The sequence below is a fragment of the Pelomonas sp. Root1444 genome, from assembly GCF_001426885.1.
Classification (GTDB): Bacteria; Pseudomonadota; Gammaproteobacteria; order Burkholderiales; family Burkholderiaceae_C; genus Pelomonas.
Window position 1 is genome coordinate 954,422 of sequence record NZ_LMFP01000003.1, and the last position, 26,308, is coordinate 980,729.

At 69.4% G+C, this 26,308-nt stretch carries 18 protein-coding genes; 14 read left to right on the plus strand and 4 right to left on the minus strand.

The annotated features are described in order from the left end of the window. Window positions 1-236 precede the first annotated feature (236 nt). The 14 genes from ASD35_RS07200 (at window position 237) to ASD35_RS07265 (ending at window position 19,766) form a co-directional block, all read left to right on the plus strand. On the plus strand, window positions 237-2,345 hold the full coding sequence (locus tag ASD35_RS07200; protein WP_056874629.1) for a bifunctional rhamnulose-1-phosphate aldolase/short-chain dehydrogenase: 2,109 nt from the start codon (window positions 237-239) through the stop codon (window positions 2,343-2,345). Window positions 2,346-2,356: 11 nt separating this feature from the next. After that, on the plus strand, window positions 2,357-3,652 hold the full coding sequence (gene rhaI, locus ASD35_RS07205; protein ID WP_056874186.1) for an L-rhamnose catabolism isomerase: 1,296 nt from the start codon (window positions 2,357-2,359) through the stop codon (window positions 3,650-3,652). 1 nt (window position 3,653) lies between these two features. Next, on the plus strand, window positions 3,654-5,021 hold the full coding sequence (locus ASD35_RS07210; protein WP_056874187.1) for a glycoside hydrolase family 28 protein: 1,368 nt from the start codon (window positions 3,654-3,656) through the stop codon (window positions 5,019-5,021). 18 nt (window positions 5,022-5,039) lie between these two features. Then, a complete protein-coding gene (locus ASD35_RS07215) occupies window positions 5,040-5,363 on the plus strand; it encodes an L-rhamnose mutarotase (RefSeq protein ID WP_056874188.1) in 324 nt (107 codons plus the stop codon). Continuing rightward, entirely contained in the window at window positions 5,327-6,082 is a 756-nt protein-coding gene (locus tag ASD35_RS07220) for a DUF6250 domain-containing protein (RefSeq protein ID WP_056874189.1), read from the plus strand. Before ASD35_RS07215 ends, ASD35_RS07220 begins: the two co-directional genes overlap by 37 nt. Next, window positions 6,079-7,614: an alpha-N-arabinofuranosidase gene (locus tag ASD35_RS07225; RefSeq protein ID WP_235538261.1), complete on the plus strand. Its 1,536-nt coding sequence runs from the start codon at window positions 6,079-6,081 to the stop codon at window positions 7,612-7,614. The genes ASD35_RS07220 and ASD35_RS07225 overlap by 4 nt, the downstream gene beginning before the upstream one ends. Further along, window positions 7,611-9,443, plus strand: a complete 1,833-nt coding sequence (locus tag ASD35_RS07230) for a glycoside hydrolase family 2 protein (protein WP_056874191.1) — start codon at window positions 7,611-7,613, stop codon at window positions 9,441-9,443. Before ASD35_RS07225 ends, ASD35_RS07230 begins: the two co-directional genes overlap by 4 nt. Before the next feature lie 97 nt (window positions 9,444-9,540). Next, on the plus strand, window positions 9,541-12,480 hold the full coding sequence (locus ASD35_RS07235) for a sugar-binding domain-containing protein (RefSeq protein WP_056874192.1): 2,940 nt from the start codon (window positions 9,541-9,543) through the stop codon (window positions 12,478-12,480). Window positions 12,481-12,483: 3 nt separating this feature from the next. Further along, window positions 12,484-13,542 carry a family 43 glycosylhydrolase gene (locus tag ASD35_RS07240; protein WP_056874193.1) on the plus strand — a complete coding sequence of 353 codons (1,059 nt, stop codon included), beginning with the start codon at window positions 12,484-12,486 and terminating at the stop codon, window positions 13,540-13,542. Then, window positions 13,539-14,306: an alpha/beta hydrolase gene (locus ASD35_RS07245; protein WP_056874194.1), complete on the plus strand. Its 768-nt coding sequence runs from the start codon at window positions 13,539-13,541 to the stop codon at window positions 14,304-14,306. The genes ASD35_RS07240 and ASD35_RS07245 overlap by 4 nt, the downstream gene beginning before the upstream one ends. 41 nt (window positions 14,307-14,347) lie before the next feature. Beyond that, entirely contained in the window at window positions 14,348-15,199 is an 852-nt protein-coding gene (locus tag ASD35_RS07250; RefSeq protein WP_056874195.1) for a hypothetical protein, read from the plus strand. 35 nt (window positions 15,200-15,234) lie between these two features. Further along, a complete protein-coding gene (locus ASD35_RS07255; protein WP_056874196.1) occupies window positions 15,235-16,659 on the plus strand; it encodes a pectinesterase family protein in 1,425 nt (474 codons plus the stop codon). Window positions 16,660-16,663: 4 nt separating this feature from the next. Further along, the gene (locus ASD35_RS07260) at window positions 16,664-18,274 is read left to right on the plus strand and encodes a DUF5060 domain-containing protein (RefSeq protein WP_056874197.1); all 1,611 of its coding nucleotides are present in this window, start codon (window positions 16,664-16,666) and stop codon (window positions 18,272-18,274) included. A 13-nt stretch (window positions 18,275-18,287) separates the two neighbouring features. Continuing rightward, complete coding sequence (locus tag ASD35_RS07265; RefSeq protein ID WP_082579970.1) at window positions 18,288-19,766, plus strand: polysaccharide lyase family 1 protein; 1,479 nt, start codon at window positions 18,288-18,290, stop codon at window positions 19,764-19,766. A gap of 206 nt (window positions 19,767-19,972) precedes the next feature. Here the strand turns inward: ASD35_RS07265 and ASD35_RS07270 are convergent, their stop codons facing one another. Genes ASD35_RS07270 through ASD35_RS07285 form a run of 4 tightly spaced genes read right to left on the minus strand, consistent with a single transcriptional unit; the run spans window position 19,973 to window position 26,248 of the window. After that, complete coding sequence (locus tag ASD35_RS07270; protein ID WP_056874198.1) at window positions 19,973-20,977, minus strand: family 43 glycosylhydrolase; 1,005 nt, start codon at window positions 20,975-20,977, stop codon at window positions 19,973-19,975. 14 nt (window positions 20,978-20,991) lie between these two features. Next, window positions 20,992-23,406 (minus strand): glycosyl hydrolase 115 family protein, encoded by a 2,415-nt coding sequence (locus ASD35_RS07275; protein ID WP_056874199.1) that lies wholly within the window; start codon window positions 23,404-23,406, stop codon window positions 20,992-20,994. Next, complete coding sequence (locus ASD35_RS07280; protein ID WP_056874200.1) at window positions 23,406-24,401, minus strand: glycoside hydrolase family 43; 996 nt, start codon at window positions 24,399-24,401, stop codon at window positions 23,406-23,408. Before ASD35_RS07280 ends, ASD35_RS07275 begins: the two co-directional genes overlap by 1 nt. Continuing rightward, window positions 24,398-26,248 (minus strand): rhamnogalacturonan lyase, encoded by a 1,851-nt coding sequence (locus ASD35_RS07285; protein ID WP_056874201.1) that lies wholly within the window; start codon window positions 26,246-26,248, stop codon window positions 24,398-24,400. The genes ASD35_RS07280 and ASD35_RS07285 overlap by 4 nt, the downstream gene beginning before the upstream one ends. Between the last annotated feature and the right edge of the window lie 60 nt (window positions 26,249-26,308).

Consider the following 26,308-nt stretch of genomic DNA (forward strand, 5'->3'; position numbering starts at 1 on the left):
AATCGCATGACAGGGTCAATCAACAAACGCTCACGGCCGTGAGCGTTTCGTGAGCGGCGGCACGCCGGCTCGCGCTTTCGCTCATCCTTTTGATTTCCTGCTCGGGCGTCGCGCAGGGCGCGGTGTTTCGTTCCACACTGCGGCCCGTTTCCACGATGGACCGCCCGCCACTGGCCGGCTCCGGACCGCGCGCCGCGGTCCTGGCCATGAGCGACGGACTGATTACAGGCAAGCCGATGACTGCAAATTCCCAAACCTCCGCACAAACCCCGATCGTCTCCAAATGGGACGACGCCGTGGCGGCCAAGTTGAGCGAGCCTGAACTGCTGCTCTATCGCTCCAATCTCCTCGGCTCCGACCTGCGCGTGACGAATTTCGGTGGCGGCAATACCTCGGCCAAGGTCATGATGCGCGACCACCTGACCGGCGATGATGTCGAGGTGCTGTGGGTCAAGGGTTCGGGCGGCGACCTGGGCTCCATCAAGCTGGATGGTTTCTCCACGCTCTACATGGACAAGCTGAATGCGCTGAAGAAGCGTTATCGCGGCCTGGAACATGAAGACGAGATGGTGGATTACCTGCCGCACTGCACGTTCAACCTGAACCCGCGTGCCGCGAGTATCGATACCCCCCTGCACGCCTATATCCCCAAGAAGCATGTCGACCACATGCATCCGGACGCGATCATCGCGATTGCCGCCTGCGCCGACAGCAAGCGCCTGACCGAGGTGATCTTCGGCGGCCAGCTCGGCTGGTTGCCCTGGCAGCGCCCCGGCTACGACCTCGGCCTGAAGCTCGAAGCGCTCGCCACGTCGCAGCCCAACCTGAAGGGCATCATCCTGGAAGGCCACGGCCTGTTCACCTGGGGTGACACGGCCAAGAGCTGCTACGAGATCACGCTGGAGATGATCCGCCTGGCCGAGCAGTGGCTGGCCGAGAACATCAAGCAGCCGGTGTTCGGCGGCGTCAAGACCGTCACCCTGCCCGCCGAGGAGCGCGCGGCGCTGGCCGCCAGGCTGATGCCCGCGCTGCGTGGCCGCATCAGCGCCGGTGAGCGCAAGCTGGGCGACTTCAACGACAGCGCCGCGGTGCTGGAGTTCGTCGGCAGCAACGACCTGGCCGCGCTGGCCGCGCTCGGCACGTCCTGCCCCGACCACTTCCTGCGCACCAAGATCCGCCCGCTGGTGCTGGACTTCGACCCGAGCAAGCCCGACGTTGACGCGCTGCTGGCCGGCCTGGACAAGGCGCTGGAGGCCTACCGCGCCGACTACGTGGCCTACTACGAGCGCTGCAAGCGCGCCAACAGCCCGGCCGTGCGTGATGCCAACCCCATCATTTACCTGATCCCCGGCGTCGGCATGCTGTCTTTCGCCAAGGACAAGGCCACGGCCCGCATCGCCGGCGAGTTCTACATCAACGCCATCAACGTGATGCGCGGCGCGAACGGCGTCGACAAGTACGTCGGCCTGCCCGAGCAGGAAGCCTTCGACATCGAGTACTGGCTGCTCGAAGAAGCCAAGCTGCAGCGCATGCCCAAGCCCAAGAGCCTGGCCGGCCGCGTGGCCCTGGTCACCGGCGGCGCCGGCGGCATCGGCCAGGCGGTGGCCCGCCAGCTGCTGCAGGAGGGCGCCTGCGTCATGCTGACCGACATCGACGCCGAGGCGCTGGAAGAAGCCAAGGGCAACCTGCTGAAGGTCGCCGGCAAGGACAACATCGCCACGGTGCAGGGCAACATCACGTCCGAGACCGAGGTGGAGGCCGTGCTGACGGCCACCGCGCTGCGCTTCGGCGGCCTGGACATCCTCGTCTCCAACGCCGGCATCGCCTCGGCCGCGCCGCTGGAAGACACGACGCTGGAGATCTGGCAGCGCAACCAGGACATCCTGGTGACCGGCTACTTCCTCGTTGGCCGTGGCGCCTTCCGCCTGATGAAGCAGCAGAAGATCGGCGGCAGCATGGTGTTCGTCGCCAGCAAGAACGGCCTCGTCGCCTCCGCCGGCGCGTCGGCTTACTGCACCGCCAAGGCGGCCGAGATCCACCTGGCCCGCTGCATCGCGCTCGAAGGCGCGGCCATCGGCGTGCGCGTCAACGTCGTCAACCCCGACGCCGTCATCCGCGGCTCGCGCATCTGGGACGGCAAGTGGAAGGAAGAGCGCGCTGCGTCCAACAAGATCGACAGCGACAACATCGAAGAGTTCTACCGCCAGCGCAGCATGCTCAAGCTCAGTGTGCTGCCCGAGGACATCGCCGAGGCGGTGTACTTCATGGCCAGCGACAAGTCCGGCAAGAGCACGGGTAACGTCCTCAATGTGGACGCCGGCAACGCCGCGGCATTCACGCGCTGAAGGAGACAAGCATGACCAAGCACATCATCGACGCGGCCCAAGTCGAGCAACACAACGCCAGCCAGCGCGCCGCGCTGCAGGCCGACTACGACGCGCTGGGCGGCATGCTGTCCCGCCGCGGCGTGGACATCGAGGCGCTCACCGCCAAGGCCCAGACCTTCGCCGTGGCCGTGCCGAGCTGGGGCGTGGGCACCGGCGGCACGCGGTTCGCGCGCTTCCCCGGCAAGGGCGAGCCGCGTGACGTGACGGAGAAGCTGGAAGACTGCGCCGTCATCAATCAGCTCACGCGCGCCACGCCCGCCGTGTCGCTGCACTTCCCGTGGGACAAGCCGACCGACCCCAAGGCCCTGCGCCAGCAGGCCGACGAGCTGGGCCTGGGCTTTGACGCTGTCAACTCCAACACCTTCCAGGACCAAGCCGGCCAGGCCCAGACCTACAAGTACGGCAGCCTGACCGCGCAGAGCAAGGCGGCTCGCGAGCAGGCCGTGGCGCACAACATCGACTGCATCGAGCTGGGCAAGACGCTGGGCTCCAAGGGCCTGACGGTGTGGGTGGGCGACGGTTCCAACTTCCCCGGCCAGCACAACCTGCGCGGCGCGCTGGAGCGCTACATCGACTCTGCCCGCGGCATCTACGCCGCGCTGCCGGCGGACTGGCTGATGTACATCGAGCACAAGCTGTTCGAGCCGGCGTTCTACTGCAGCGTCATCGCCGACTGGGGCACCAGCTTCGCCGTCGCGCAGACCCTGGGCGAGAAGGCCAAGTGCCTGGTGGACCTGGGCCACCACGCGCCCAACACCAACATCGAGATGATCGTGGCGCGCCTGGCGCAGTTCGGCAAGCTCGGCGGCTTCCACTTCAACGACAGCAAGTACGGCGACGACGATCTGGACTCGGGCTCCATCGATCCCTTCCAGCTGTTCCTCGTCTTCAACGAGCTGGCGGACGCCACGCTGCGCGACTCGGCATTCAGCCCGGCCTACATGCTGGACCAGTCGCACAACGTGACCGATCCCATCGAAAGCCTGATGAGCAGCGCAGTGGAGGTGCAGCGCGCCTTCGTGCAGGCCGCGCTGGTGGACCGCGCGGCGCTGGCCGGCTTCCAGGAAGCCAACGACGCGCTGCAATCCGCGCAGGCGCTGAAGAAGGCCTTCCGCACCGACGTCAGCCCCATCCTCGCGATGGCCCGCCTGCGTTCAGGCGGCGCGATCGACCCGGTGGCGGCCTACCGCGCCAGCGGCTACCGCGAGCAGGTCGCGGTGAAGCGCCCGCCCAGGGCAGGAGCCTCGGGTAGCGGCATCGTCTAAGGTGGACGCCAAGGCCTTCGGTGCACGCGGTGACGGCATCACGCTCGACACGCGGGCACTGCAGGCCGCCATCGATGCGGCGGCCTTGGCAGGCGCGGAGTTACGCCTGGGCGCCGGCGTCTACCTGACTGGCGCTCTCTTCCTGAAGAGCGGCATGACGCTGCGCCTGGAGCGCGGCGCCACGCTGCTGGGCTCGCGCGACCTGGCCCACTATCCGCTGCTGCCCACGCGCGTCGCCGGCATCGAGATGCGCTGGCCGGCGGCGCTGGTCAACATCTACGGCGAGCAGGACGTGAACCTGGTCGGCGAGGGCTGCATCGACGGCGACGGCCAGGTGTTCTGGGACAGCTACTGGGCGCTGCGCGCCCGCTACGAGCCGCGCGGCCTGCGCTGGGCGTCGGACTACGACTGCCAGCGACCGCGGCTCATCCAGGTGTTCGAATCCGCCCGCGTCCACGTCGGCGGCGGCCTGCTGCTGCGCCGCTCGGGCTTCTGGACGCTGCACCTCTGCTACTCGGAGGACGTCACCGTCGACGGCGTCACCATCCGCAACAACGACGAGGCGCGCGGCCCGTCGACGGACGGCATCGACATCGACTCCTCGCGCCGCGTGACCATCCGCCACGCCGACATCGCCGTCAACGACGACGCGCTGTGCCTGAAGGCCGGCCGCGACGCCGACGGCCTGCGCGTGGCCCGGCCTTGCGAGGACATCACCATCAGCGACTGCATCGTGCGCGAGGGCGCCGCGGGCCTGACCTTCGGCAGCGAGACCTCGGGCGGCTTCCGGCGCATCACGGCGGAGCGCGTCGCCGTGCATGCGCCGGTGCCCGTCGGGCTGCTTTTCAAGTCCGCCCCCACACGCGGTGGCTTCATCGACGGCGTGTCCATCAGCGACCTGAGCCTGCACGCCGTGGCCGTCGTGATGCGCGCGACGATGAACTGGAACCCGGCCTACAGCCGTGCCGAGATTCCCGAGGCCGAACTGACCCTTGCACCGCCGCACTGGAAGGCCCTGGCCGCGCCGGTGCCGCCCGAGCTGGGCCGCACGCAGGTGGCCGGCGTGCACATCCAGCGCCTGCACGCCCGCGGCGCCGACGTGGCCTTCGAGGTGGACGCCGATGCGCAGGCGCCGCTGCGCCACTTCCGCTTCATCGGCCTGGACATCGAAGCCCAACGGGGCGGCCACGTGCTGGACGTGCTGGGCTGGCGCTTCGACGCCGACTGCCGGTTGCGGCTCGGCACGCCGATCGCCGTGCACGCGGACAGCGCGCTGGCAGGCCTGCCCGCCGGGCACTGGTGCGTGGACCCATCACTGCGCCGTCGCGACGTGTCGGCCCTGCCCATGGCCGAGCAAGACGTTCAATGAAGACCAGGAGACGAGACGATGAGCGACGAGATTCGCGCCTTCAAGATGCAGCTCAAACCCGGCGTGGTGGCGGAGTACAGGAAACGCCACGACGAGCTGTGGCCCGAGCTCGCCGAGGCGCTGCGCGGCGCCGGCATCTTTGATTACTCCATCTTCCTGGACGAGAGCACGCTGACCCTGTTCGCCGTGCTCAAGCTCAAGCCGGGCTACCCCATAGCCGAGCTGCCGTTGCAACCCGTCATGCGGCGCTGGTGGGACTACATGGCCCCGCTGATGGAGGTCGAAGCTGACAACAAGCCGCGCCAATGGCACCTGCCCTCCGTCTTCCACTTTGCGGGCTGATCCTCAGCATCCCGCTGACAGCAGCGGCATGGTGCGAGTACCCCAAGAAGCTGGAGCAGGTCGCCGCTGACGACTTCCGCGCCGGCCTGGCCCGTTGGCGTCTGGAAGCCGAGGATGCGCGCGCCGTCGTCGCCGCCGAGAACGGCGTGCTCGACATCGCCACGCCCGCCGGCCTGAGCCTGTGGTGGCGCGAGCCGCTGTCGGGCGACTACGCCATCCGCTTCACTGCCATCGCCCTGCCCGCGCCCGCGAGTGCCGGGGCGCTTGCCGGCCGCATTTCCGACCTCAACATGTTCTGGAATGCGCTCGAAGCCGACGGCAGCGAGCCCTACCCGCGCAATGGCAAGTTCGCCGGCTACGACACGCTGCCAACCTACTACGTCGGCTTCGGCGCCAACGCCAACACGACGACGCGGCTGCGCCACTACACAGGCAGTGAACGCCGCCTGCTAACCGGCTTTGCAGACGGATCCATCGCCGAGCCCGGCGAGCGCCCGATGACGGCGCAGACCCGGCTGCATGCGGGCAAACCGCTCAGCGTCGAGATTGTTTCGCGCCAACCCACGGCGAGCGACCCCGTGCACCTGCGCTGGCGCGCCAACAGCAACGAACTCTTTACACGCGCCGACGCCAATCCGCGGCTGCAAGGCCACTTCGCACTGCGCACGACGGCCAGTCGATTGCAGATCCGAGACTTCCAGATCCTTCAATGCCAATGAAAACGCTGCTCGCCGCTCTCGCCCTCGCCGCCGCAACCGCCCAGGCGGCCGAGCCCGTGAAGATCGACATCCAGGCAGACAAGCCCGGTCCTGTCATTGCCCGCCAGATCTACGGCCAGTTCGCCGAGCACCTGGGCGCCGGGATCTACGAGGGCCTGTGGGTCGGCACGGACAGCAAGATCCCCAACGTGCGCGGCTGGCGCAGTGACGTGGTGAACGCGCTGAAGGCCATCAAGGTGCCGGTGCTGCGCTGGCCCGGCGGCTGCTTCGCGGACGAATACCACTGGCGCGACGGCATCGGCCCGCAGGCCCAGCGCCCGCCGCGCGTGAACACCAGTTGGGGCGGTGTCATCGAGCCCAACGCGGTCGGCACGCATGAATTCATGGACCTGGCCGAGCAACTCGGCACCGAGGTCTACATCAACGCCAACCTCGGCTCCGGCACCGTGCAGGAGATGGCCCAGTGGCTGGAGTACCTGACGGCCGAGGGCGACAGCGCCCTGGCCCGCGAGCGCCGCGCCAATGGCCGCGACAAGCCCTGGAAGATCCATTACTGGGGCATAGGCAACGAGAGCTGGGGCTGCGGCGGCAACATGAAGCCGAGCTACTACGCGGACCAGTACAAGCAGTGGGCCACCTTTGCCAAGGCGCCGCGCGGCAACCGGCCCAAGCTCGTCGCCAGCGGCGGCCAGGAGCTGGAGTTGCACTGGACCGAGACGCTCAGCGCCGAGGTCAAGCAGATGAGCGCCATCACCCACCACCAGTACTCGCTGCCCACGCGCGACTGGAAGAAGAAGGGCGCGGCCACGGCCTTCCCCGAGTCCGAATGGATCTCGACGCTGGCGGTGCCGCAGACCATAGACGGCTACCTCGCCAAGCACCGCGAGATCCTGGACCGCAACGACCCGGCCAAGAAGTTCGCCATCTACTTCGACGAATGGGGCAGCTGGTACGACCCCGAGCCCGGCACCGACCCCGGCTTCCTGGTGCAGCGCAACACCCTGCGCGACGCGGTGCTGGCGGCCCTGCACTTCCATGTCTTCCACCGCCACGCCGAGCGCGTGAAGATGGCCAACATCGCGCAGATGGTGAACGTGCTGCAGGCCGTGGTCCTCACCGACAAGGAGCGCATGGTGCTGACGCCGACGTATCACGCGTTCGCGATGCACCTGCCCTTCATGGACGCGACCTCGCTGCCCGTGCAACTGAGCGGTGTGCCGACCTATGCGCTGGGCAAGTACAGCATCCCGGCCATCAGCGCCAGCGCGGCCAAGGGCGCGGACGGCAAGCTGCTGCTGAGCCTCACCAACACGAATCCAAACCAGGACCTGCCGCTGCAGCTTGCCGTGGGCGGCAAGGGCGTGCGCGCCGTGACCGGCCAGCTGCTAACCGCCGCGACGATGGACGCAGAGAACCGTTTCAAATCACCCGACCGCGTCAGGCCGCAGCCCTTCAAGGCGCAGGCCAAGGATGGCGCCCTGAGTCTCACATTGCCTGCCAAGTCCGTGCTCGTACTGGAACTGCAACCATGATCCGCCGTCTCCTCTGCCTGCTCGCCCTCATCGCCGCGCCCGCGCTCGCCGCCGACGCGCTGCGTCCGCCGCTGCTGCTGACGGCTGCCCGCGCCAATGTGCAGGACCTGTCCGGCCGCTGGACCTATTCCAAGGACCTGTACCGCACCGGCTTCACCGACATCAACGGCTGGGTCGCCAAGTCGCGCATGCAGCGCTACCGCGACGTGGACGTCGCCGCCGAGGAGAGCAAGCCCGGCCCGGCCTTCTTCGAGTTCGACCTCGACCGCGGCCCGGCCATGGACATCCCCGGCGCATGGAACTCGGCCACGCCCGAACTGCGTTACTTCGACGGACTGATCTGGTTCCAGCGCCGCTTCGATGCGCCCATGAAGACCGGACAACGCAGCTTCCTGCGCTTCGAGGCCGTCAACTACCGCGCCTACGTCTACCTGAACGGCAAGGAAGTCGGCCGGCACGAAGGCGGCTTCACGCCCTTCGTCGTCGAGGTGACCGAGACGCTGCGCGCGCAAGGCAACCGCCTCGTCGTCGGCGTGGACTCCAAGCACGATGCCGACAGCGTCCCGGGCGAGATCACCGACTGGGACCTCTACGGCGGCATCACGCGGCCCGTGAAGCTCATCCAGACGCCCGCCACCTTCATCGACGACGCGACGCTGCGCCTGAACGACGCCGGCCGGCTCGTGGGCAGCCTGCAGCTCAACGGCCCGCAGGCCGCCAATCGCGCGGTGAACCTGCGCATCGCCGGCCTGAACCTCACGCTGCCGGCCCGCACCGATGCCAACGGTGAAGCGCGCTTCGACGTCGCCGCGCCGGCCGGCCTCAAGCGCTGGTCGCCCGACGCGCCGACGCTCTACGACGTGGAATTCGATGCGGGCGACGACAAGGTACGCGACCGCATCGGCTTCCGCACGATCGCCGTGCGCGGCAGCGAGATCCTGCTCAACGGCCAGCCCATCTTCCTGAAGGGCATCTGCATCCACGAGGAAGAGATAGGCCCCAACCCCGCCCGCCGCATCGATGACGCCGCCGCGCGCCGGCTGCTCGGCGAGGTGAAGAACGGCCTGCACGGCAACTACGTGCGCCTGTCGCACTACCCGCACAACGAGGCCATGCTGCGCGCGGCTGACGAGATCGGCCTGCTGGTGTGGAGCGAGATCCCCGTCTACTGGACCGTGAACTGGGACAACCCGGCCACGCTGGGCCTGGCCCGCCGCATGCAAGCCGAGACCATCTACCGCGACCGCAACCGCGCGTCTGTCGTGCTGTGGAGCATCGGCAACGAGACGCCCGTGGCCGACAACCGCACGCGCTTCCACACCGCGCTGGCCGAAACCGTGCGCGCGCTGGACCCCAGCCGCCTCATCAGCGCGGCGCTGCTGGTGGAGCGCAAAGGCGACACGATCCACATCGCCGACCCGCTGCTGAAGGAACTCGACGTCATCGCCGTGAACACCTACGCGGGCTGGTACGGCGATGACACGCTGGAGGCTGTCGGCAAGCTGCGCTGGGAGGTGCCGGCGGACAAGCCGCTGCTGTTCTCAGAGTTCGGCGCCGACGCGCAGGTGGGCTTCCGGGACGCAACGCTGCGCCGCAAGTTCTCCGAGGACTACCAGGCCGACTACTACCGCGCCACGCTCGCCATGGCCGCCAAGGTGCCGACGCTGCGTGGCCTGTCGCCCTGGGTGCTCAAGGACTTCCGCTCGCCGCGGCGTGAGCACCCGGTCTTCCAGAACGGCTGGAACCGGAAGGGGCTGATCTCGGAGACGGGGCAGCGGAAGCTGGCGTTCGAGGTGGTGGCCGAGCATTACAAGGCGCGGGCGAAGTGAGGCCGGTGCTGGCGGCCGCTGCCAGGGGTGGCGTGCTTCGAAGCGGTGAGTTGCTGCCTAGGCGCCGCACTCGCCATCACCGCACCGGTCATCGAGCATGACGCCGCAACGCATTGCCACCTTCCTGGCAATCCTCACCCTCGCCCTATCGGCCCACGCCGCCCGGGAAACCTACAACTTCAACCCTGCCTGGCGCCTCCACATCGGCGACGCCTCCGGCGCCGAAGCCCGCGCTTTCGACGACGCCGCCTGGAAACCCGTCACCCTCCCTCGCGCCTGGAACGAAGACGACGCCTTCGCCAAGGACATCGTCGACCACCGCACCGGCATCGCCTGGTACCGCAAGCACTTCACGCTGCCCAAGGACGTCGGCCAGCGCAAGGTCTTCATCGAGTTCGAAGGCGCACGACAAGCCGCGGAGGTGTGGGTCAACGGCCAACGCATCGGCCTGCACGAGAACGGCATCACCGCCTTCGGCTTCGACCTCAGCCGGGCCGTCAAGCCCGGCGACAACCTCATCGCCGTGCGCACCGACAACCGCTGGGACTACCGCGAGCAGGCCACCGGCCAGCGCTACCAGTGGGCCGACCGCAACTTCAACGCCAACTACGGCGGCCTGCCCAAGAACCTGCGCCTGCATGTCACCGACAAGCTCTACCAGACGCTGCCGCTGTTCTCCAACCTCGGCACCACCGGCGTCTACGTGCACGCGTCCGATTTCGACATCCAGGCCGGGCGCGCGACCGTCACCGCCGAGGCGCAGGTGCGCAACGAGCATGACCAGCCGCGCCGCTTCGGCTATGCCGTGACGCTGCGTGACCGCGGCGGCAAGGTGGTCGCCGCCTTCAAGGCGCCCCTGCAAACCGTCGCAGCCGGCGCCACCACCACCGTCGCCGCCCGCGCACCCGTGAAAGGCCTGCAGTTCTGGAGCTGGGGCCACGGCGCGCTGTACGACGTGCAGACGACGCTGACCGTCGACGGCAAACCGATCGACACCGTCAACACACGCACCGGCTTCCGCCAGACCGAATTCGCGAACGGCATGGTCAAGCTCAACGGCCGCGTCATCCAGCTCAAGGGCTATGCCCAACGCACGTCCAACGAATGGCCGGCCATCGGCCTTTCCGTGCCGCCCTGGCTCAGCGACTACGGCAACGGCCAGATGCTGGCGAGCAATGCCAACTTCGTGCGCTGGATGCACACGGCGCCGTGGAAGCAGGACGTCGAGTCGCTGGACCGCATCGGCCTCATGCAGGCCATGCCGGCGGGCGACTCCGAGGCCGACGTGACCGGCCGGCGCTGGGAGCAGCGCATGGAGGCGATGCGCGACGCGATCGTCTACTTCCGCAACAACCCGAGCATCGTGATGTATGAGGCGGGCAACCGCGGGGTCAGCGCCGAGCACATGGCGGAGGTGCGTGCGCTGCGCGACCGCTTCGACCCGCACGGCGGCCGCGCGGCAGGCAGCCGCGAGATGCTGTCCCGGGCGCTGCAGGGCGTGGCGGAGTATGGCGGCGAGATGCTCTACATCAACAAGAGCGCGCGGCGGCCGATGTGGGCCATGGAGTACTCCCGCGACGAAGGTGCCCGCAAGTTCTGGGACGAACTCTCGCCGCCCTTCCACAAGAACGGCGACGGCCCGCCGCACAAGGGTGAGCCCGCCCCAAGCTACAACCACAACCAGGACTCCCACGCGCTGGAGAACGTGCGCCGCTGGGTGGACTACTGGCGCGAGCGCCCCGGCACCGGCACGCGCGTGTCGTCGGGCGGCGTCAACATCATCTTCAGCGACAGCAACACCCACCACCGTGGCGCCGAGAACTACCGCCGCAGCGGCGAGGTGGACGCGATGCGCATCCCCAAGGACGGCTTCTTCGCGCACCAGGTGGTGTGGGACGGATGGGTCGATGTCGAGCACCCCCGCGCGCATCTGCTTGGCCACTGGAACTACGCGACCGGCACGATCAAGACCATCACCGTCATCTCCAGCGCCGCGCGCGTGCTGCTGACGCTGAACGGCAAGCCGCTGGGCGCCGTGGACGCGAGCGAGCCCTTCGTCTTCCGCTTCGAGAACGTGCGCTTCGAGCCCGGTGAACTGCGCGCCATCGGCCTGGACAAGGACGGCCGCCAGGTCTGCGAGGACGTCCGCGTCACCGCCGGCGCACCGGCTGCGCTGAAGCTGACGGCACAGACGCATCCGCAGCGCCTGCAGGCCGATGGCGCCGACCTGGCGTTGGTGCAGGTCGAGGTGGTCGACGCGCAGGGCCGCCGCAACCCCATCGCGCTGGACACCGTGAAGTTCACGCTCGACGGCCCGGCCGAATGGCGCGGCGGCATCGCGCAGGGGCCGGGCAACTTCGTGCTGGCGCGCGAGCTGCCGGTGGAAGGCGGCGTCAATCGCGTGCTGGTGCGCAGCACCACCGAGGCGGGCACCATCAGGTTGCGCGCCGAGGCGCAAGGCCTCGCCCCCGCCATGCTCGAGCTGCGCTCGCAACGCGTCGAGATTGTCGGCGGCCTGAGCAAGCGCTTCCCCGCAGACGGCGTGCCCCCGCAATCCGCGCGGGGCGCGACACCCGCCACGCCGGCCTTCACCGTCGGCCGCATCGCCGTGCCCGTGGCCAGCGCCGAGGCCGCCAGCGGCGACGCGGCCAAGGCCTTTGACGACGACGAGAGCACGTCATGGACGAGCGCGTCCGGCCAGGGCGCCATCCGCTTCCACCTGGCCGAGGCGGCGACGCTCAGCGAGCTCACGCTCAAGCTCGGTGGCTGGCGCGAGCGCCAGTACCCGCTGCGCATCAGCGTCGATGGCATGCCCGTCTACCAAGGCCTGACGCCGCGCAGCCTCGGCTACGTGACACTGCCGCTGAAGGCCCACCACGGCCAGGTCGTCAGCATCGAGCTGACCGGCGACGCCCAGGGTGGCGCCGACGCTGCCAACACCGAGGTGGCCAACCAGAAGATCGTCGACACCGGCGCCAGCCGCCTGGGCCGCGGCGTATTGGCTATCGTCGAGGCCGAGTTCTATCGACTGCCCTGAACCATGTCCCCATCCCCTACCCTCCGTCGCCGCCTCGCCCTTGCCGCCACTGCCGCCACGCTGTTGGCACCCGCACTGCCTGCCTCGGCGCAGCCAGCGGCCGCCGCCGCCCCGGCGCCCCTGCCATGGCCCAACCCGCTCATTGCCCAGCGCGCCGACCCGCAGGTCCTGCGCCACGGCGAGTGGTACTACCTGATGGCCACCGTGCCCGAGTACGACCGGCTGGAGCTGCGCCGCGCACGCTCCATCGCCGGCCTGGCCACCGCCGAGCCCAAGGTCGTCTGGCGCCAGCATGCGCAGGGGCCGATGAGCAAGCACATCTGGGCGCCCGAACTGGCCTTCCTGGACGGCCGCTGGTACATCCACTTCAGCGCCGGCGAGGCCAAGGAGCCGTGGAAGATCCGCCTGTGGACGCTGGAGAACGCGTCGCCCGACCCGCTGCAGGGCGAGTGGACCGAGCGCGGGCAGATCCAGACGCAGTGGGACACGTTCACGCTGGACGCCACCGTCTTCGAGCACCGCGGCAAGCGCTACATGGCCTGGGCGCAGAACGACCCGGCGAGCAGGAACCACAGCACCAACATCTACCTGTCGCGCATGAAGAGCCCGACCGAGCTCGAAGGCCCGCAGGTGCGGCTGAGCCAGCCCGAGTACGCCTGGGAGCAGGTGCGCCACATGGTCAACGAGGCACCCGCGGTGCTCGTGCATGGCGGGCGCGTGTTCATGACCTACTCGGCCGCCGGCACCGGTGCCGAGTACTGCCTGGGCCTGCTGTGGGCCGACGAGAACGCCGACCTGATGGACGTGAAGAGCTGGCGCAAGTCGCCCGGGCCGGTCTTCAGCACCAGCCCCGAGAACAGCCAGTACGGCCCCGGCCACAACAGCTTCGTCGTGGAGCCGGACGGCACGGTGCTGAACGTCTTCCATGCGCGCAACTACCGCGACATCGTCGGCGACCCGCTGAAGGACACCGGCCGCGCCACACGCGTGCAGCCGCTGCGCTTCACGACCGACGGCATGCCGGACTTCGGGCTTCCCTTGCGCGAGACCGTGAAGCCATGAGCGTCATCGCGTTGTCCGCAGGCGAGCCCAATGTCTTCGACGGCGACGCACCCGACCGCATCTGCCGCCGCCCCACCCGCGCCGAGCTGCACCCCCATCCGTCGCCCACACCCGCCCGCGGCCGGGCGCTCGTCTACGCCGGCGGCGGCTACCTGCAGCTGATGCATGACAAGGAAGGCGTCGAGGTCGCGCAGTGGCTGAACACGCTGGGGCTGGACGCCTACGTGCTCGTGCACCGCCTGCCCGGCCAGGACGGCCACCCTTTCGACATCGCGCTGCAGGACGGCGTGGCAGCACTCGACCACCTCGCCGCACTGCCGCCGCTGCCCCTGCTGCACGTCGGCCTGTCCTCCGGCGGCCACCTGGCCGGCGTGATGGCCTGCCGACGGAAATCGGCCGGCGCCGTCATCGCCTACGCGCCGCTGAACGCCAACCACCGCGACCACAAGTTCCCGCCCGCCAAGCCCGACTTCGCCCCACCCGAAAAGCAGGCCTTCTACGACGCCTGGCCCATCGGCATCGCGAGCCAGCCGCACGGCCTGCCGAAGTGCCCGGTGTTTCTCGCCTATGCGCTGCACGACCCCATCGTGCCGGTCCAGCATGCGCTCAACCTCATCGTCGCGGCGCAACAGCACGGGCTGGACGTGGAGGCGCATGTCTTCCCGCAGGCCGAGCATGGGTTTGCGCTGCGCGGGCTGGACGGCACGCACGACCAATGGCCGGCGCTGGCGGCGCGGTGGATGGCCTCGAAGCTGACCGGCTGAGACATTCGCTACGCTCGCGGCACTGGAACAACGGGCCACGCATGCTGCAAGAGATCAACAACTGGGGCGACTACCGGAACAAGGTGCGCGAATTCGATGCCGTCATGGAGCACGCCAAGGCCGTCGCCTCGGCGCTTTTCGGGCAGGCCGCGCCGGCGGCGCACATCCGCTACGGCGAGCAGATCTTCATGACGCTGCTGACGCACTGCATCTCGCTGCGCAACCTGGCGGGTGACGCCAACCAGCGCATGCCCGCCGACCTGTGGGGCGTGCCGCCCATGAGCGCCGTGGCGCGCTGCGTCGTGGAAGCCCACGATGCCTTCGAGTACGTGGCGGGGCACGATGTGGGCACCGCAGAGCGCGCCTTCCGCCTGTTGCTGTGGGAACTGCATGACCAGACCCGCCACCTGAAGATGTCCGCCGAAGCGGCCCCCGGCGATGCGCGCGCCGCGGCCTTGCGCGCGGATGTGCAACATCGGCAAAGCGAACTCGAAGGGCACGAGTACCTGCGGAACCTGCCACCCGAGTTGCAGGCCGAGTTGCGCCGCCGCCTGGCCCGTGGAGAGCCGCCGGCCTTCCACCTCAGCCAGCGCCAGCGCTGCGCGATGAGCGGCGTGGACGCCGACTGGCACAGCGCCGTCACCGGCCAGCTCGCGCAATACGTGCACACGCTGCCGTCCACCGTGCGCCAGCTGGCATCGTTCAAGGTGGAAACGCCCGAGGCGCTTCGCGTGGTGGCGATGCCGCTTTTGTTCTCGCTGCCCTTCCTGGTCCGCACCACCCAGGCCGTGGTGAAGCTCATGCAGGGGAAGGTGCCGGAGCCCCCCAGCCGCACGGCCCGCACCATGGCGCTGTGGCGCGGCGTGGCCCAGCCGAAGAGGCCGAGCCCTTGATGAATGTGCCTGCGACACGGGCTGCCGCGCACCCGTTGAAGTCCCTGCTCCTGTGGGCCGCCTGCCTGCCGGCGGTGGCCTGGGGACAGGAAGCTTCGCCCGTGCCGTCACCCGCGCCGCAGGCCACCGGCGTCAGCCCCGACACCCAGCTCGCCATCCGCTTCGACAGCCCGCCCACGCTGGGCAGCTCCGGGCTGATCCGTATCCATGACGCCGACGATGGCCGCGTGGTCGACACGCTGGACCTGGCCATCTCCGCATCACCCAACCGCCGCATGGCACCGGCCGAGGCCACGGCCGACGCAGCGAAGAACGCCTACCAGTCCACCCGCATCGCGGGCCGCGACTGGCATTTCCGGCCCGTCATCGTGCGCGGCAACGTGGCCACGATCTATCCGCACCATGGCGTGCTGGCCTACGGCCGCCGCTACCGCGTGACGGTGGACGGCGGCGTGCTGCAGCCGGCTGCCATCGCGTGGACCTTCGCCACGCGCAAGGCGCCGCCCGCGGCAGACAGCCCACGCCTGGTCGTCGCGGCCGACGGCAGCGGCGACTTCGCGACCGTGCAGGGTGCCGTCGACTTCGTGCCCGGCAAGCCGGCGAAGCGCGTGACGATCTTCATCCGCAACGGCTTCTACGAGGAGATCGTGTCGCTGGCGGGGAAGCGCAACCTGACGATCCGCGGCGAGAGCCGCAACAAGGTGCAGGTGGGCTATGCCAACAACAGCGCCTTCAACCCCGGCGGGCGGGCGCGCTGGGCGTTCTCCATCGTCGATGGCGAGGACATCCAGCTGTCGAGCTTCACGATCAGCAACCACGCCGTCGGCCAGGCCGAGGCGCTGATGACGCGCGGCGAGCGCATCGTGCTGAGCGACATGACTCTCAACGGCAGCGGCGACGCGTTGACTACCTACGGCACGCTGTACGTGCAGGACAGCAAGCTCACCGGCCATGGCGACACCATCCTGGGCTACGCGGCGGCCTACTTCCTGCGCACCGAGCTGCAATCCATCGGCCCCTTCAGCTGGACGCGCACGCCGGCCGGCCAGCATGGCAACGTGTTCGTCGACTGCAGCTTCATCGCCAGCGACGCGCCGCTGCCCTGGGCAGCCTCGGCCCCGGTGGCCAACCCCGCTGCGGTGTTCGCGCGCCTGCCGCGCAACAACTCGGCCACGCGCACCGCCGACAACTTCCCGCATGCGGAGATGGTGCTGATCAACACGCGCACGCAAGGCATCCCGCCCGAAGGCTGGGGGCCGGTGGAAGAGGCGCCGGGCTTCGACAGCTCGCAGGTGCGGTTCTGGGAATTCAACACGACGGACCTGCAGGGCAAGCCCGTCGACGTGAGCAGGCGCCATCCGGTTTCGCGCCAGCTGACGATGGAGAAGGACGCCGCGCTGATTGCCGACTACAAGCGGCCGGAGTTCGTGCTGGGCGGCTGGAAGCCGGTGGTGGAGTGAGGCGATGAGACTGTGGCGAGCGCTGGCGTTGCTGCTGGCCCTGTGCGGCGCGGCTGCGCAGGCGACCGGGCGGGCGACCGAGCAGTGGGGCATCCATGAGATCGAGCTGAAAGGCCCGGCGGACGGCAACCCCTTCGTCGACGTGCAACTCGGCGCCCGCTTCAGCGACGGCGCCCAGACCGTCGAGGTCGACGGCTTCTACGACGGCGACGGCGTCTACCGTGTGCGCTTCATGCCCCCGCGACCGGGCCGCTGGACGTGGGTGACGCACAGCAACCGCTGGCCGCTGACGAACAAGCAGGGCGAGTTCACCGCCACGCCGCCCAAGCCCGGCAACCACGGCCCGGTCGGCGTGCGGCACGGCCACCACTTCGGCCATGCGGACGGCACGCCGTACAAGCCGGTCGGCACCACGATGTACAGCTGGGCGCACCGCGGCCCGGCGCTCGAAGAGCAGACGCTGCAGACGCTGGCCGCAGCGCCCTTCAACAAGGTGCGCATGCTGGTGTTCCCGCAGACCGCGGGCACCGACAGGCATCCGCCGCCGTTGTGGCCTTGTGAAGCGTCCTCGGGCACGCCGCCGCGCAAATGGGACTGCGCGCGCTTCAACCCCGCCTTCTTCCGCCACCTGGAGCAGCGCGTGGGCCAGCTGCGCGATCTCGGCATCGAGGCCGACCTGATCCTGCACCACCCCTACGACGACAAGCGCGAATGGGGCTTCGACAGCATGACCCGCGAGCAGGACGACCGCTATGCCCGCTATCTCGTCGCGCGGCTGGCGGCCTACCGCAACGTCTGGTGGTCGCTGGCCAACGAGTTCGACTTCATCCGCACCAAGACGGATGCGGACTGGGGACACCTCGGCCAGCTGCTGCAGCGCATCGACCCCTACAACCACCTGCGCTCCATCCACAACGGCAAGCGCATCTACAACCAGGCCGAGGGCTGGATCACCCACGTCAGCATGCAGCACGGCATGGCGGCGGCCGAAGCCAGCCGGGCGGTGCTGTTCCGCGAGGCCTGGCGCAAGCCGGTCGTCTTCGACGAGCTGAAGTACGAGGGCCGCCACGACCGCCGCTGGGCGCAGCTGACGGGCCAGCAGATGGTGCAGGCCTTCTGGGCCGTGACCATCGCCGGCAGCTACGGCGGGCACAGCGAGTTCATCCCCGATCCGGCCGACGGCACGATCTGGCTGGCGCAGGGCAAGGCGCTGCGCGGCCAAAGCCCGCCACGGATCGCGTTCCTCAAGCAGATCCTGGACACCGCGCCGGCCGAGGGCATCGACCCCATCGACACCTTCGAGGACGTCTTCGTCGCCGGCCAGCCCGGGCGCTACTACCTCGTCTACTTCGGCCAGCAGGCGCCGGCTGAATGGCTGCCCAGGCTCTACCTGACCGGCCTGCGCGACGGCCAGCGCTTCAAGGCCGAGGTCATCGACACCTGGGCCATGACGATCACGCCGGTGAAGGAGTCGCTGCAGTTCAGTCCGCAGGGCCGCTACGACTTCGTCGCCAAGAACCCGATCAAGCTGCCCGGCAAGCCCGGCATCGCGCTGCGGCTGACGGCGCTGGACGCGCCCGCCGCCCCCGGCGCCAAGCCTGCCGTTGACGACTGAACGAGCGACACCGATGAGAACGACCACCGCCCTCGCCACCGCGCTGCTGCTCGCCGCCTGCGGCACGCCGCCCGCTCCCGCGGGTGCGAAGGCCCCGCCGGCCTTTCCCGGCGCCGAGGGCGAAGGCGCCATCTCGATCGGCGGGCGGGGCGGCCGGGCGATCTACGTGACGACATTGGCCGACCACGGCCCGGGTTCGCTGCGCGACGCCATAGAGGCCGACGGCCCGCGCACCGTTGTCTTCGCGGTGTCCGGCACCATCGCGCTCGCCAAACCGCTGCACGTGAAGAACGGCCGCATCACCATCGCGGGCCAGACGGCGCCCGGCGACGGCATCACGCTGCGCAACCATCCGCTGTTGATCGACGCCGACGACGTGGTGGTGCGCTTCATCCGCTCACGCCTGGGCGACGAGGCGGGCGCCGACGACGACGCCATCAGCGTCGGCTCGGGCCAGCGCATCATCCTGGACCATGTGTCGGCGAGCTGGTCCACCGACGAGGCTCTGTCCGTTTCGGTCGCGCGCGCCGACCTGGGCCGGCCGGCCTACCAGCACGTCACGGTGCAATGGAGCGTCATCGCCGAGTCCCTCAACTGCAACGCGCCCAAGAAGGGCGCCTGCCACGGCTTCGGCAGCCTGTTGCGCGGCGCGCACGGCACGCGGTTGTCCATGCACCACAACCTGTGGGTCCACCACCAGGACCGCATGCCGCGCCCAGGCAACTACCTCGCGCAGGACAAGGACCGCACCGGTGGCTTCTACGACATCCGCGCCAACGTCTTCTACAACTGGGGCACCGAGCGCGCCGGCTACAACCTCGACCGCAACGGCGAACGCGCCAGCTACAACTTCGTCGGCAACGTCTACCTGCGCGGCCCCGACTCCAAGGGCGCGTTCGCGTTCGAGGAAAGCAACCCCGGCGCGCGCGCCTTCTTCGCCGGCAACACGATGGACGGGCGGTTGCCCGCCGACCCGTGGGCGCTGGTGCGCGCCCATGCGCAGCATCTGCCCGGCGGGCTGCCCGACGGCTACAAGCTGGCAGCGCCGCTGCCGTTCGCGCACGTCGGCGTGGACGCGCCCGACAAGACACTGGAACACGTGCTGGCCGGCGTCGGCGCGTCCCTCGCGCGCGACGCGGTGGACCAGCGCCACATCGCCGACGTGCGACAGCGCCGCGGCAAGCTCATCAACAGCCAGAGCGAAGTGGGCGGCTGGCCGGTGCTGCAATCCAAGCCCGCACCGCTGGACAGCGATGGGGACGGCATGCCGGATGCGTGGGAGACAGGACAGGGCCTGAACCCGCGCGACGCGTCGGATGCCGCGCGCGTCGATCCAGCCACCGGCTACACCCAGCTGGAGCGCTATCTGAACGGCCTGGTGGCTCACCTGCCCGGCACCATGGCCGCCGCGCGCCGTCCGGATCTGGCCTTCGTGAAGCAGGAGCCCTATCGCGATCACGCAGAAAGCGGCGCTGCTCAGGTGTGCGGGTAGTCAGCCCCTTAGTGGATCGTCAAGATCAAGAGGCTCAACCGCCCTCGCCCGGCGGCGCGTACGGCTCGATGACCTGCTGCTCCGTCAGGACGGTGACGGGTCAGACGTCCCGCCCATGGCTCTGGCCGGAGCGGCATTCGGCAGTGGCTTCAGTCCGACCCTCACGAGGACAGCACGGGCGCGAGCCGCTCGGCCGACCGCGCTAACTACTTTGTCACGCCTGCAGCGGTGCCAGGTGTTGCCCGCCGGGGAAAATCACCCACGCCTTCGTTCGTCCGCTCCACCTTGCGGATCGTGCCGTCGTCATTGAAGTGCAGGTACTCGGCCGCCACATGCCGCTGCTTCCTCGCGCAGGCCGCGCCGGGCACGTCCAGCCAGCGGTGATAGAACAGCACCCACTGCCCCTTGAACTGCACGATGGAGTGGTGGTTGTTGGCGTTGTTCTCCTGCTCCATGATGACGCCGCGGTAGGTCCACGGGCCCTTGGGCGAGGTGGCCGTGTAGTAGGTCAGGATGCGGTTGTGCTCGGGCATCGTGAAGTAGTACAGGCCGTTGCGCTTGAACACCCACGGCCCCTCCATCGGTGGCTCGTAGCCGCCCATGTCCATCTTCTGCAGCTCGCCCTTGAGGCTGCGCATGTCGTCGGCCATTTCGGCCACGAGGTAGTTGACGCCCGACGTGCGGCTGTAGAGGTAGGCGCGGCCGCCGCTCTCCTCATCGTCGACGAACAGCACCGGATCATTGGCATAGGGCTTGCGCCACAGCGGCGCGCCGATCATGTCCTTGAAAGGGCCGGCGGGGTTGTCGCTCTCGGCGATGCCTATGCCCATCCACTTGGTGCTGTTCTTGGGGTTCTGCCGGTCCTTGATGCCGGTGCCGGCGGGGAAGACGAGGTAGTACTTGCCGTTCCTGTAGGCCGCGTCGGGGGCCCAGGCGTAGTCGTCGGCCCACTTCAAGTCCTTCACCGACAGCACCGCGCCGTGGTTGGTCCAGTGGACGAGGTCGGTCGACGAGAAGGCATACCAATCCTTCATGTGGAAGTCGGCCTGGCATTCCTCGTCGTGCGAGGTGTAGAGCCACATCTTGCCGTCAGGCCAGACGTGGCCGGAGGGGTCGGCGGTGCGCAGGTCCTTGCCGAGGGCCAGCGGGTTCTGCGCCTGCGCCGACGTGGCGAGCAGCGCCGCAAGCGCCACAGACACAAGACGTTGCATCGCACAGTTCCTTTTCATGGGCGGCACGCGCCGGGCTGCAGGTCGGCGCCGTCGAACATCAGGTCAGCCTGGCCGGCCTTGACCTGCAGGCGCAACGGGCCGGCGCTGCCGGTCAACGTGAGCGAAGCCGTGATGCGGTTGGCCAGCACGCCCTGGGCCCAGGCGGCGTCCTGCGTGCCACGAGGCCAGCGCAGCGGGTGGACGTGGCCGTCGACGAGGACCTCGGCCTGCCAGGCCTCGCCGGCCGCCAGCGTGTAGGTGGGCAGCACGTGGACGCGCAGGCACGCGGCATCGGTCCCGGGCGACTCCAGCGTCAGCGTCGCGCCGGCCCGCTGCGCTGCCAGCACGCCGTCGCCCCGGCCGAGGCCGGGCACGCGACGCCAGCCGTCGGCGGCGCCGACGCGCAGCAGCGGTGCGATCGGCTCGATGAGGGGCAGCGGCGCCAGGTCGGCCGCCGCATTCGTCAGGTCGCGCAGTGCATCGGGCGCGCTGCCGCCCAGCCCCGCCGCGGGCAGCAGCGGCGCCTGCTGGCGGTAGCTGGTCCACAGGCCGTCCGCGGGTTCCTCGGCCAGGATGCCGGCCCAGCGGCCGCTGTTGTAGCGGGCGGTCAAGGCCTTCAGGCGCTGGTCTGCGCGCACGGCCTGCGCGGCGAGGGCGCGCGCGCCGGCCGGGTCACGCTCCATGGTCGCCGCGTAGCGCTCCAGCGCGAAGAAGCGCTCGTTGGCCAGCGCCGAGGCGCGCAGCGGGTATTCGACGAGCTGGAAGAAGCCATCGCGCTGCGCCGCGGCGATGCGCGGGCGCAGCGTGTCGAGGCTGTGCAGCAGCATGGCGAAGCGGGTCAGGCGCTCGTGGATAGCGGCCGGCGCCATGCCGCTGCGGCGCACGCGTTCGCCGGGAAGGTGGAACTGCAGATGCTCGGGCCGCCGTTCGAAGTTGACGCGGTAGTAGCCGTCCCAGATCTCGGCAATTTCGGCAACGCCGAACAGCCGCCGGGCCAGTTCACGCAGGTAGCCGCCCTGTCCCTGCGCGCGCACGGCCGCCGGGTTCCAGGCCAGGTCGAACCAATGGCTGAGGTTGACCTCGTGCGGCTTGATGTCGCCCGCGTTGGCCACCCACAGCCGCTGCACGCCGGCATCGAAGGCGCGGCCCATCTCCTCGGCGACAAGGGCTGGAGGGGTTGTGGACAGCCACAGGTAGGACAGCGGCGCACCGAGATAGCTCAGGTGGTAGTACACGCCCGAGCCGCCCGAACGCCTTGATTGAGCGGCATCCGGGAACTGCCGGATGTAGCCGAAGTTGTCGTCGGGCCAGACCAGCGTCACGTCGTCCGGCAGCGCCAGGCCGGGCAGTAGCGGCAGCACTTCCTTGTAGGGCACGAAGATTTGCGGCAGCGTCGCCGGGTCGCCGACATGCTTAGCCAGCAGCTCGCGCTGGTCGGCCAGCAGCCTGTTCAGCAGCGCCTGCTTCTCGGCCACCGTGCCGCCGCCCTGCATGCCGCTGTCGTGGATGCCGCGCATGCCCAGCGTGTAGAGGTTGTCGTAGCGGCCATTGGCTTTCAGCCGCTCGGCCCAATAGTCGCGCACCGGCTCGGCGTGGGTGGCGTAGTTGTACTGCTCGTGCGGCGCCTTCCACTCGGCGACGTTGTTGCGCAGCAGCGGCTCGGCGTGGGACGAGCCCATGACGATGCCGTAGCGCTGTGCCAGCCCGGCATGGCGCGCGTTGGCATTGAAGGCGCCCGACACCTGGTGCATGGCCGGCCACAGCGTGTTGCCCTTCAGCCGCAGCAGCAGGCGGAAGACTTGCTCGTAGGTGCGCGGGCCGATGTTGCGGGCCTCGGGCTCGAAGGTGTGGGCGGCCCAGGGCTGCAGGCCCCAGTCTTCGTCGTTGATGAAGAGGCCGCGGTACTTCACGGCAGGGCCGTCGTGCAGCGGAGCGTCGAGGCTGACATGCAGCGGCCCGCGCTGGAGCGGCGCCACGTCGGCCCACCAGTGCCAGGGCGACACACCGAGCGCCTGGCTCAGCGTGTAGGCGCCGTAAGCCGTGCCGCGGCGGTCCGCGCCCGCAACGACGAGGGCCTGCCTCACGCCCGGCGCCGGGTCGCGCAGCAGCGCGATCTGGAAGCACTCCCAGCAGCCCTTGAGCCGGCTCAGGTCGAGGCCGGCGGCATCGATGGCCGGATGCCTGCCGGCCGTGCCGATCCAGACCTGCACGGCGCCCTTGTTGCCCACACTGGCGCGCAAGCCCAGCCGCTTCAGGTCGTCGGCGAGGTCCTGGGCGACGAAGGCTTCGAGCGGATCGGCGTCCGGCGCCGCGACGATGACGGCGCCATCGAGCGGCATGCTGCCCGGCGTGGCTTTCGTTGCCACCTGGAGCCCGGCTTGCGCGGCGCCAGCCAGACCGATCCACAGACCCAGCAGCAGGGCGCGCATCACCGCGCCCTGAACGCAGGCCGCAGGTCGGGCGGCGGCGCGTTGCGGTCCAGCGTCAGCCACCCGTCCTTCACTTGCAGCTCCGCCACCTGGATGACGGTGCGCTGGTGCCAGCGGTCATCCGTCTTCGCCTCGGGCTCGCCGCTCTGGTGCGTGAAGTAGAAGAGATAGGCGCGGCCGTCGACCACGTTGACGCCGGGATGCTGGCCCTGGGCGCGGTCGGTGGGATGCTGACCCGTGCCGGCCAGCAGCCGCGTGGGCTGCTCTTCCCAGTTCAGCGCATCGTCGGAGCGCAGCACCAGCAGGCCCTTCCACAGGTCGGCCACCAGCCACCATTTGCCGGCGAACTGGAAGACCGTCGGGCCTTCACCGGGCAGGCTCGTCACTTGACCGCGCACGGCCCAGGTCTTCATGTCGGGGCTGTCGGCCACCTTGAGCTTGCTGCCGGCCTGCTCGTCCTTGAACCACATCCGCCAGCCGCCTTGCGGCGCGCGGATGACGGACGCGTCGATGACCTTGGGCGAACCCAGGTCCACACGGCCGGCGCATTGCCAGGTGCGCAGGTCGGCGCTGGTCAGGTGCTCGATGCGGCGCTCGCCGGTCCAGCTCTTGTGCACGCCGGGCACGATGGTGAGCCAAAGGTGGTAGACGCCATCGAAGTCCTGGATCTCGGGCGCCCACAGCGTGGTGCCGGTGCATTCGGCCGGGAACTTCGCCTCGCCCGACGCACGCCAGTGGTTGCCGTCGTCCGTCGTCGCGATGCCAATGGGCGTGGCGTGCACCCAGCTCACGTCCTTGGGGTCGTCCAGCCGCAGCGTCGCGCGGCGGTTCGTGTAGAACATCTCCCAGCGCTTCAGGCCGCGGTTGAAGACGACGGACACGTCGGCGGCGCCGTCCAGCACCGGGTCGCGGTACAGCGGGCGCGGCGCGGGCTCGGGGGCGGTGGCACAACCGACGAGCGCAGCGAGCAGCGCGAGCGAGGCGACGAGCTTCATGGCGTGACCTTGATGGGCAGGTAGCGCGGCGCCTTCATGGCCGCCCCCAGGTGGAAGCTGGTGTGCGGGGGCTGGTTGTAGCCGGCATTCTGAGCGGCGACCTGCACGCGGTACTGCGGATCGTGCATCAGCGTCACCAGCCGGTGCTCGGTCGGCATGGCCGTGGAGAACACCAGCAGCGCGGTGCTGTCCTCGTTGCGCCAGACCACCTCCTCGCGCCAGTCGCCGAACAGGTCGGCCGACAACACCGGGTTGCCCTTGGTGCCGTTGTTGGACGCGGCGCCGAAGGTCTTGCCGTTCAGCAGGTTCTCGAACTTGAAGGCGGCGGGGTTCCACTTGTCGATGGCGACGTGGTCCAGCGATTCGCGCAGCAGGTCGCCGTCCCACCAGATGGCGAAGTTCATGCGGTTGGGGTGCTGCTCGCTGATGGGCTTGCCACCCGCACTCATCAGGCCGCCGACGGAGCCCCAGCATTCGGCGCCAGGGTAGGCCGGGTCGATGTCAAAGCAGACGCCGCGGCCCACGTCGGCGTTCTTGCCCGACATGCTCCACAAGATCTTGCCGGTGGCCGCGTCGTGCATCTCCAGGCCTTGCTCGCCGTAGCAGCGCGGGCTCTCGTGCACCATGAAGACCTGCTGGCCGTCGCGCGCGGGGTCGAAGGCGCTGACGTGCAGCGCGTCGCCATGGCACAGGCCGGTGCTGTAGAGCGTCTTGCCGGTGCCGGACAGGGTGGCGGCGCCGTAGATGATGTCGTCCAGACCATCGCCATTCACGTCCGCGACCGAGAACCAGTGCGCGCCCTGCCCCGCCAGCGGCCTGCTCGCTGCATCGCTGTCGCTGTCGAAGATCCAGCGCTGCGTCAGCTTGCCGTCACGCCAGTCCCAGGCGGCGATGACGGCACGCGTGTAGTAGCCGCGCGAGAACACGGCGCTGGGCCGCTGGCCGTCGAGGTAGGCGACACCGGCCAGGAAGCGGTCGACGCGGTTGCCGTAGCCGTCGCCCCAGGCGTTCACGTCCCCGCGGGGCGGCGTGTAGTCGGCCGTCGCCATGGCCGCGCCGGTCCGGCCGTTGAAGACGGTCAGGAACTCCGGGCCGGCGAGCACGTAGCCCGCCTCGTTGCGGTAATCGGCCTTGGCGTCGCCGATCACCTTGCCCTGCCCGTCGACCGTGCCGTCGGCCGTCTTCATCATCACCTCGGCCTTGCCATCGCCGTCGAGGTCGTAGGCCACGATGTGGGTGTAGTGCGCGCCGGCGCGGATGTTGCGCCCGAGGTCGATGCGCCACAGCCGCGTGCCGTCCAGTTTGTAGGCGTCCACCAGCGTGTTGCCGGTGTGACCCTTCTGCGAGTTGTCCTTGGCGTTGGTGGGCTGCCACTTGACGACCAGCTCGTACTGGCCGTCGCCGTCCAGGTCCGCCGGCGCGCCGTCGTTCATCTGGTAGGTGTAGGCCACGCCATCGGGCGTGGTGCCGCCCTCGGGCTTTTGCAGCGGCACGCGCAGGTAGGGCTGAGGCCACGGCGCCGTACCGGCGGGCGCGGCCTGCTCCCGGCCGTCCAGCACCGCCCGCACCGTGTAGAGGCTGTCGGCGCGGCCTTGCGGGTCCAGCAGGTGGGTCAGCGCCTGCGGCTCGCGGTTCAGGCGCTTGCCGTCGCGATAGACGTTGAATTGCACGCCGGCCGGCTCGCTGCCGAGCAGCCGCCAGCTGACGAAGACGCCCGACGGCACTGCCAGCGCGACGGTGCCGCGGTCGAGTTTTTCCATCTGGCGCCCGTCGGCGTGGGCGGCGACAGCGCTGGCCAGCAGCAGGCTGCAAACCAGGCAGCGGTTGAGCAAGGTCAGTGACGTCATGCAGTACGCGATGCCAAAAAAGCGGCCCCTTGCGAGGCCGGGCGCCCGGGGTCAGGCGCA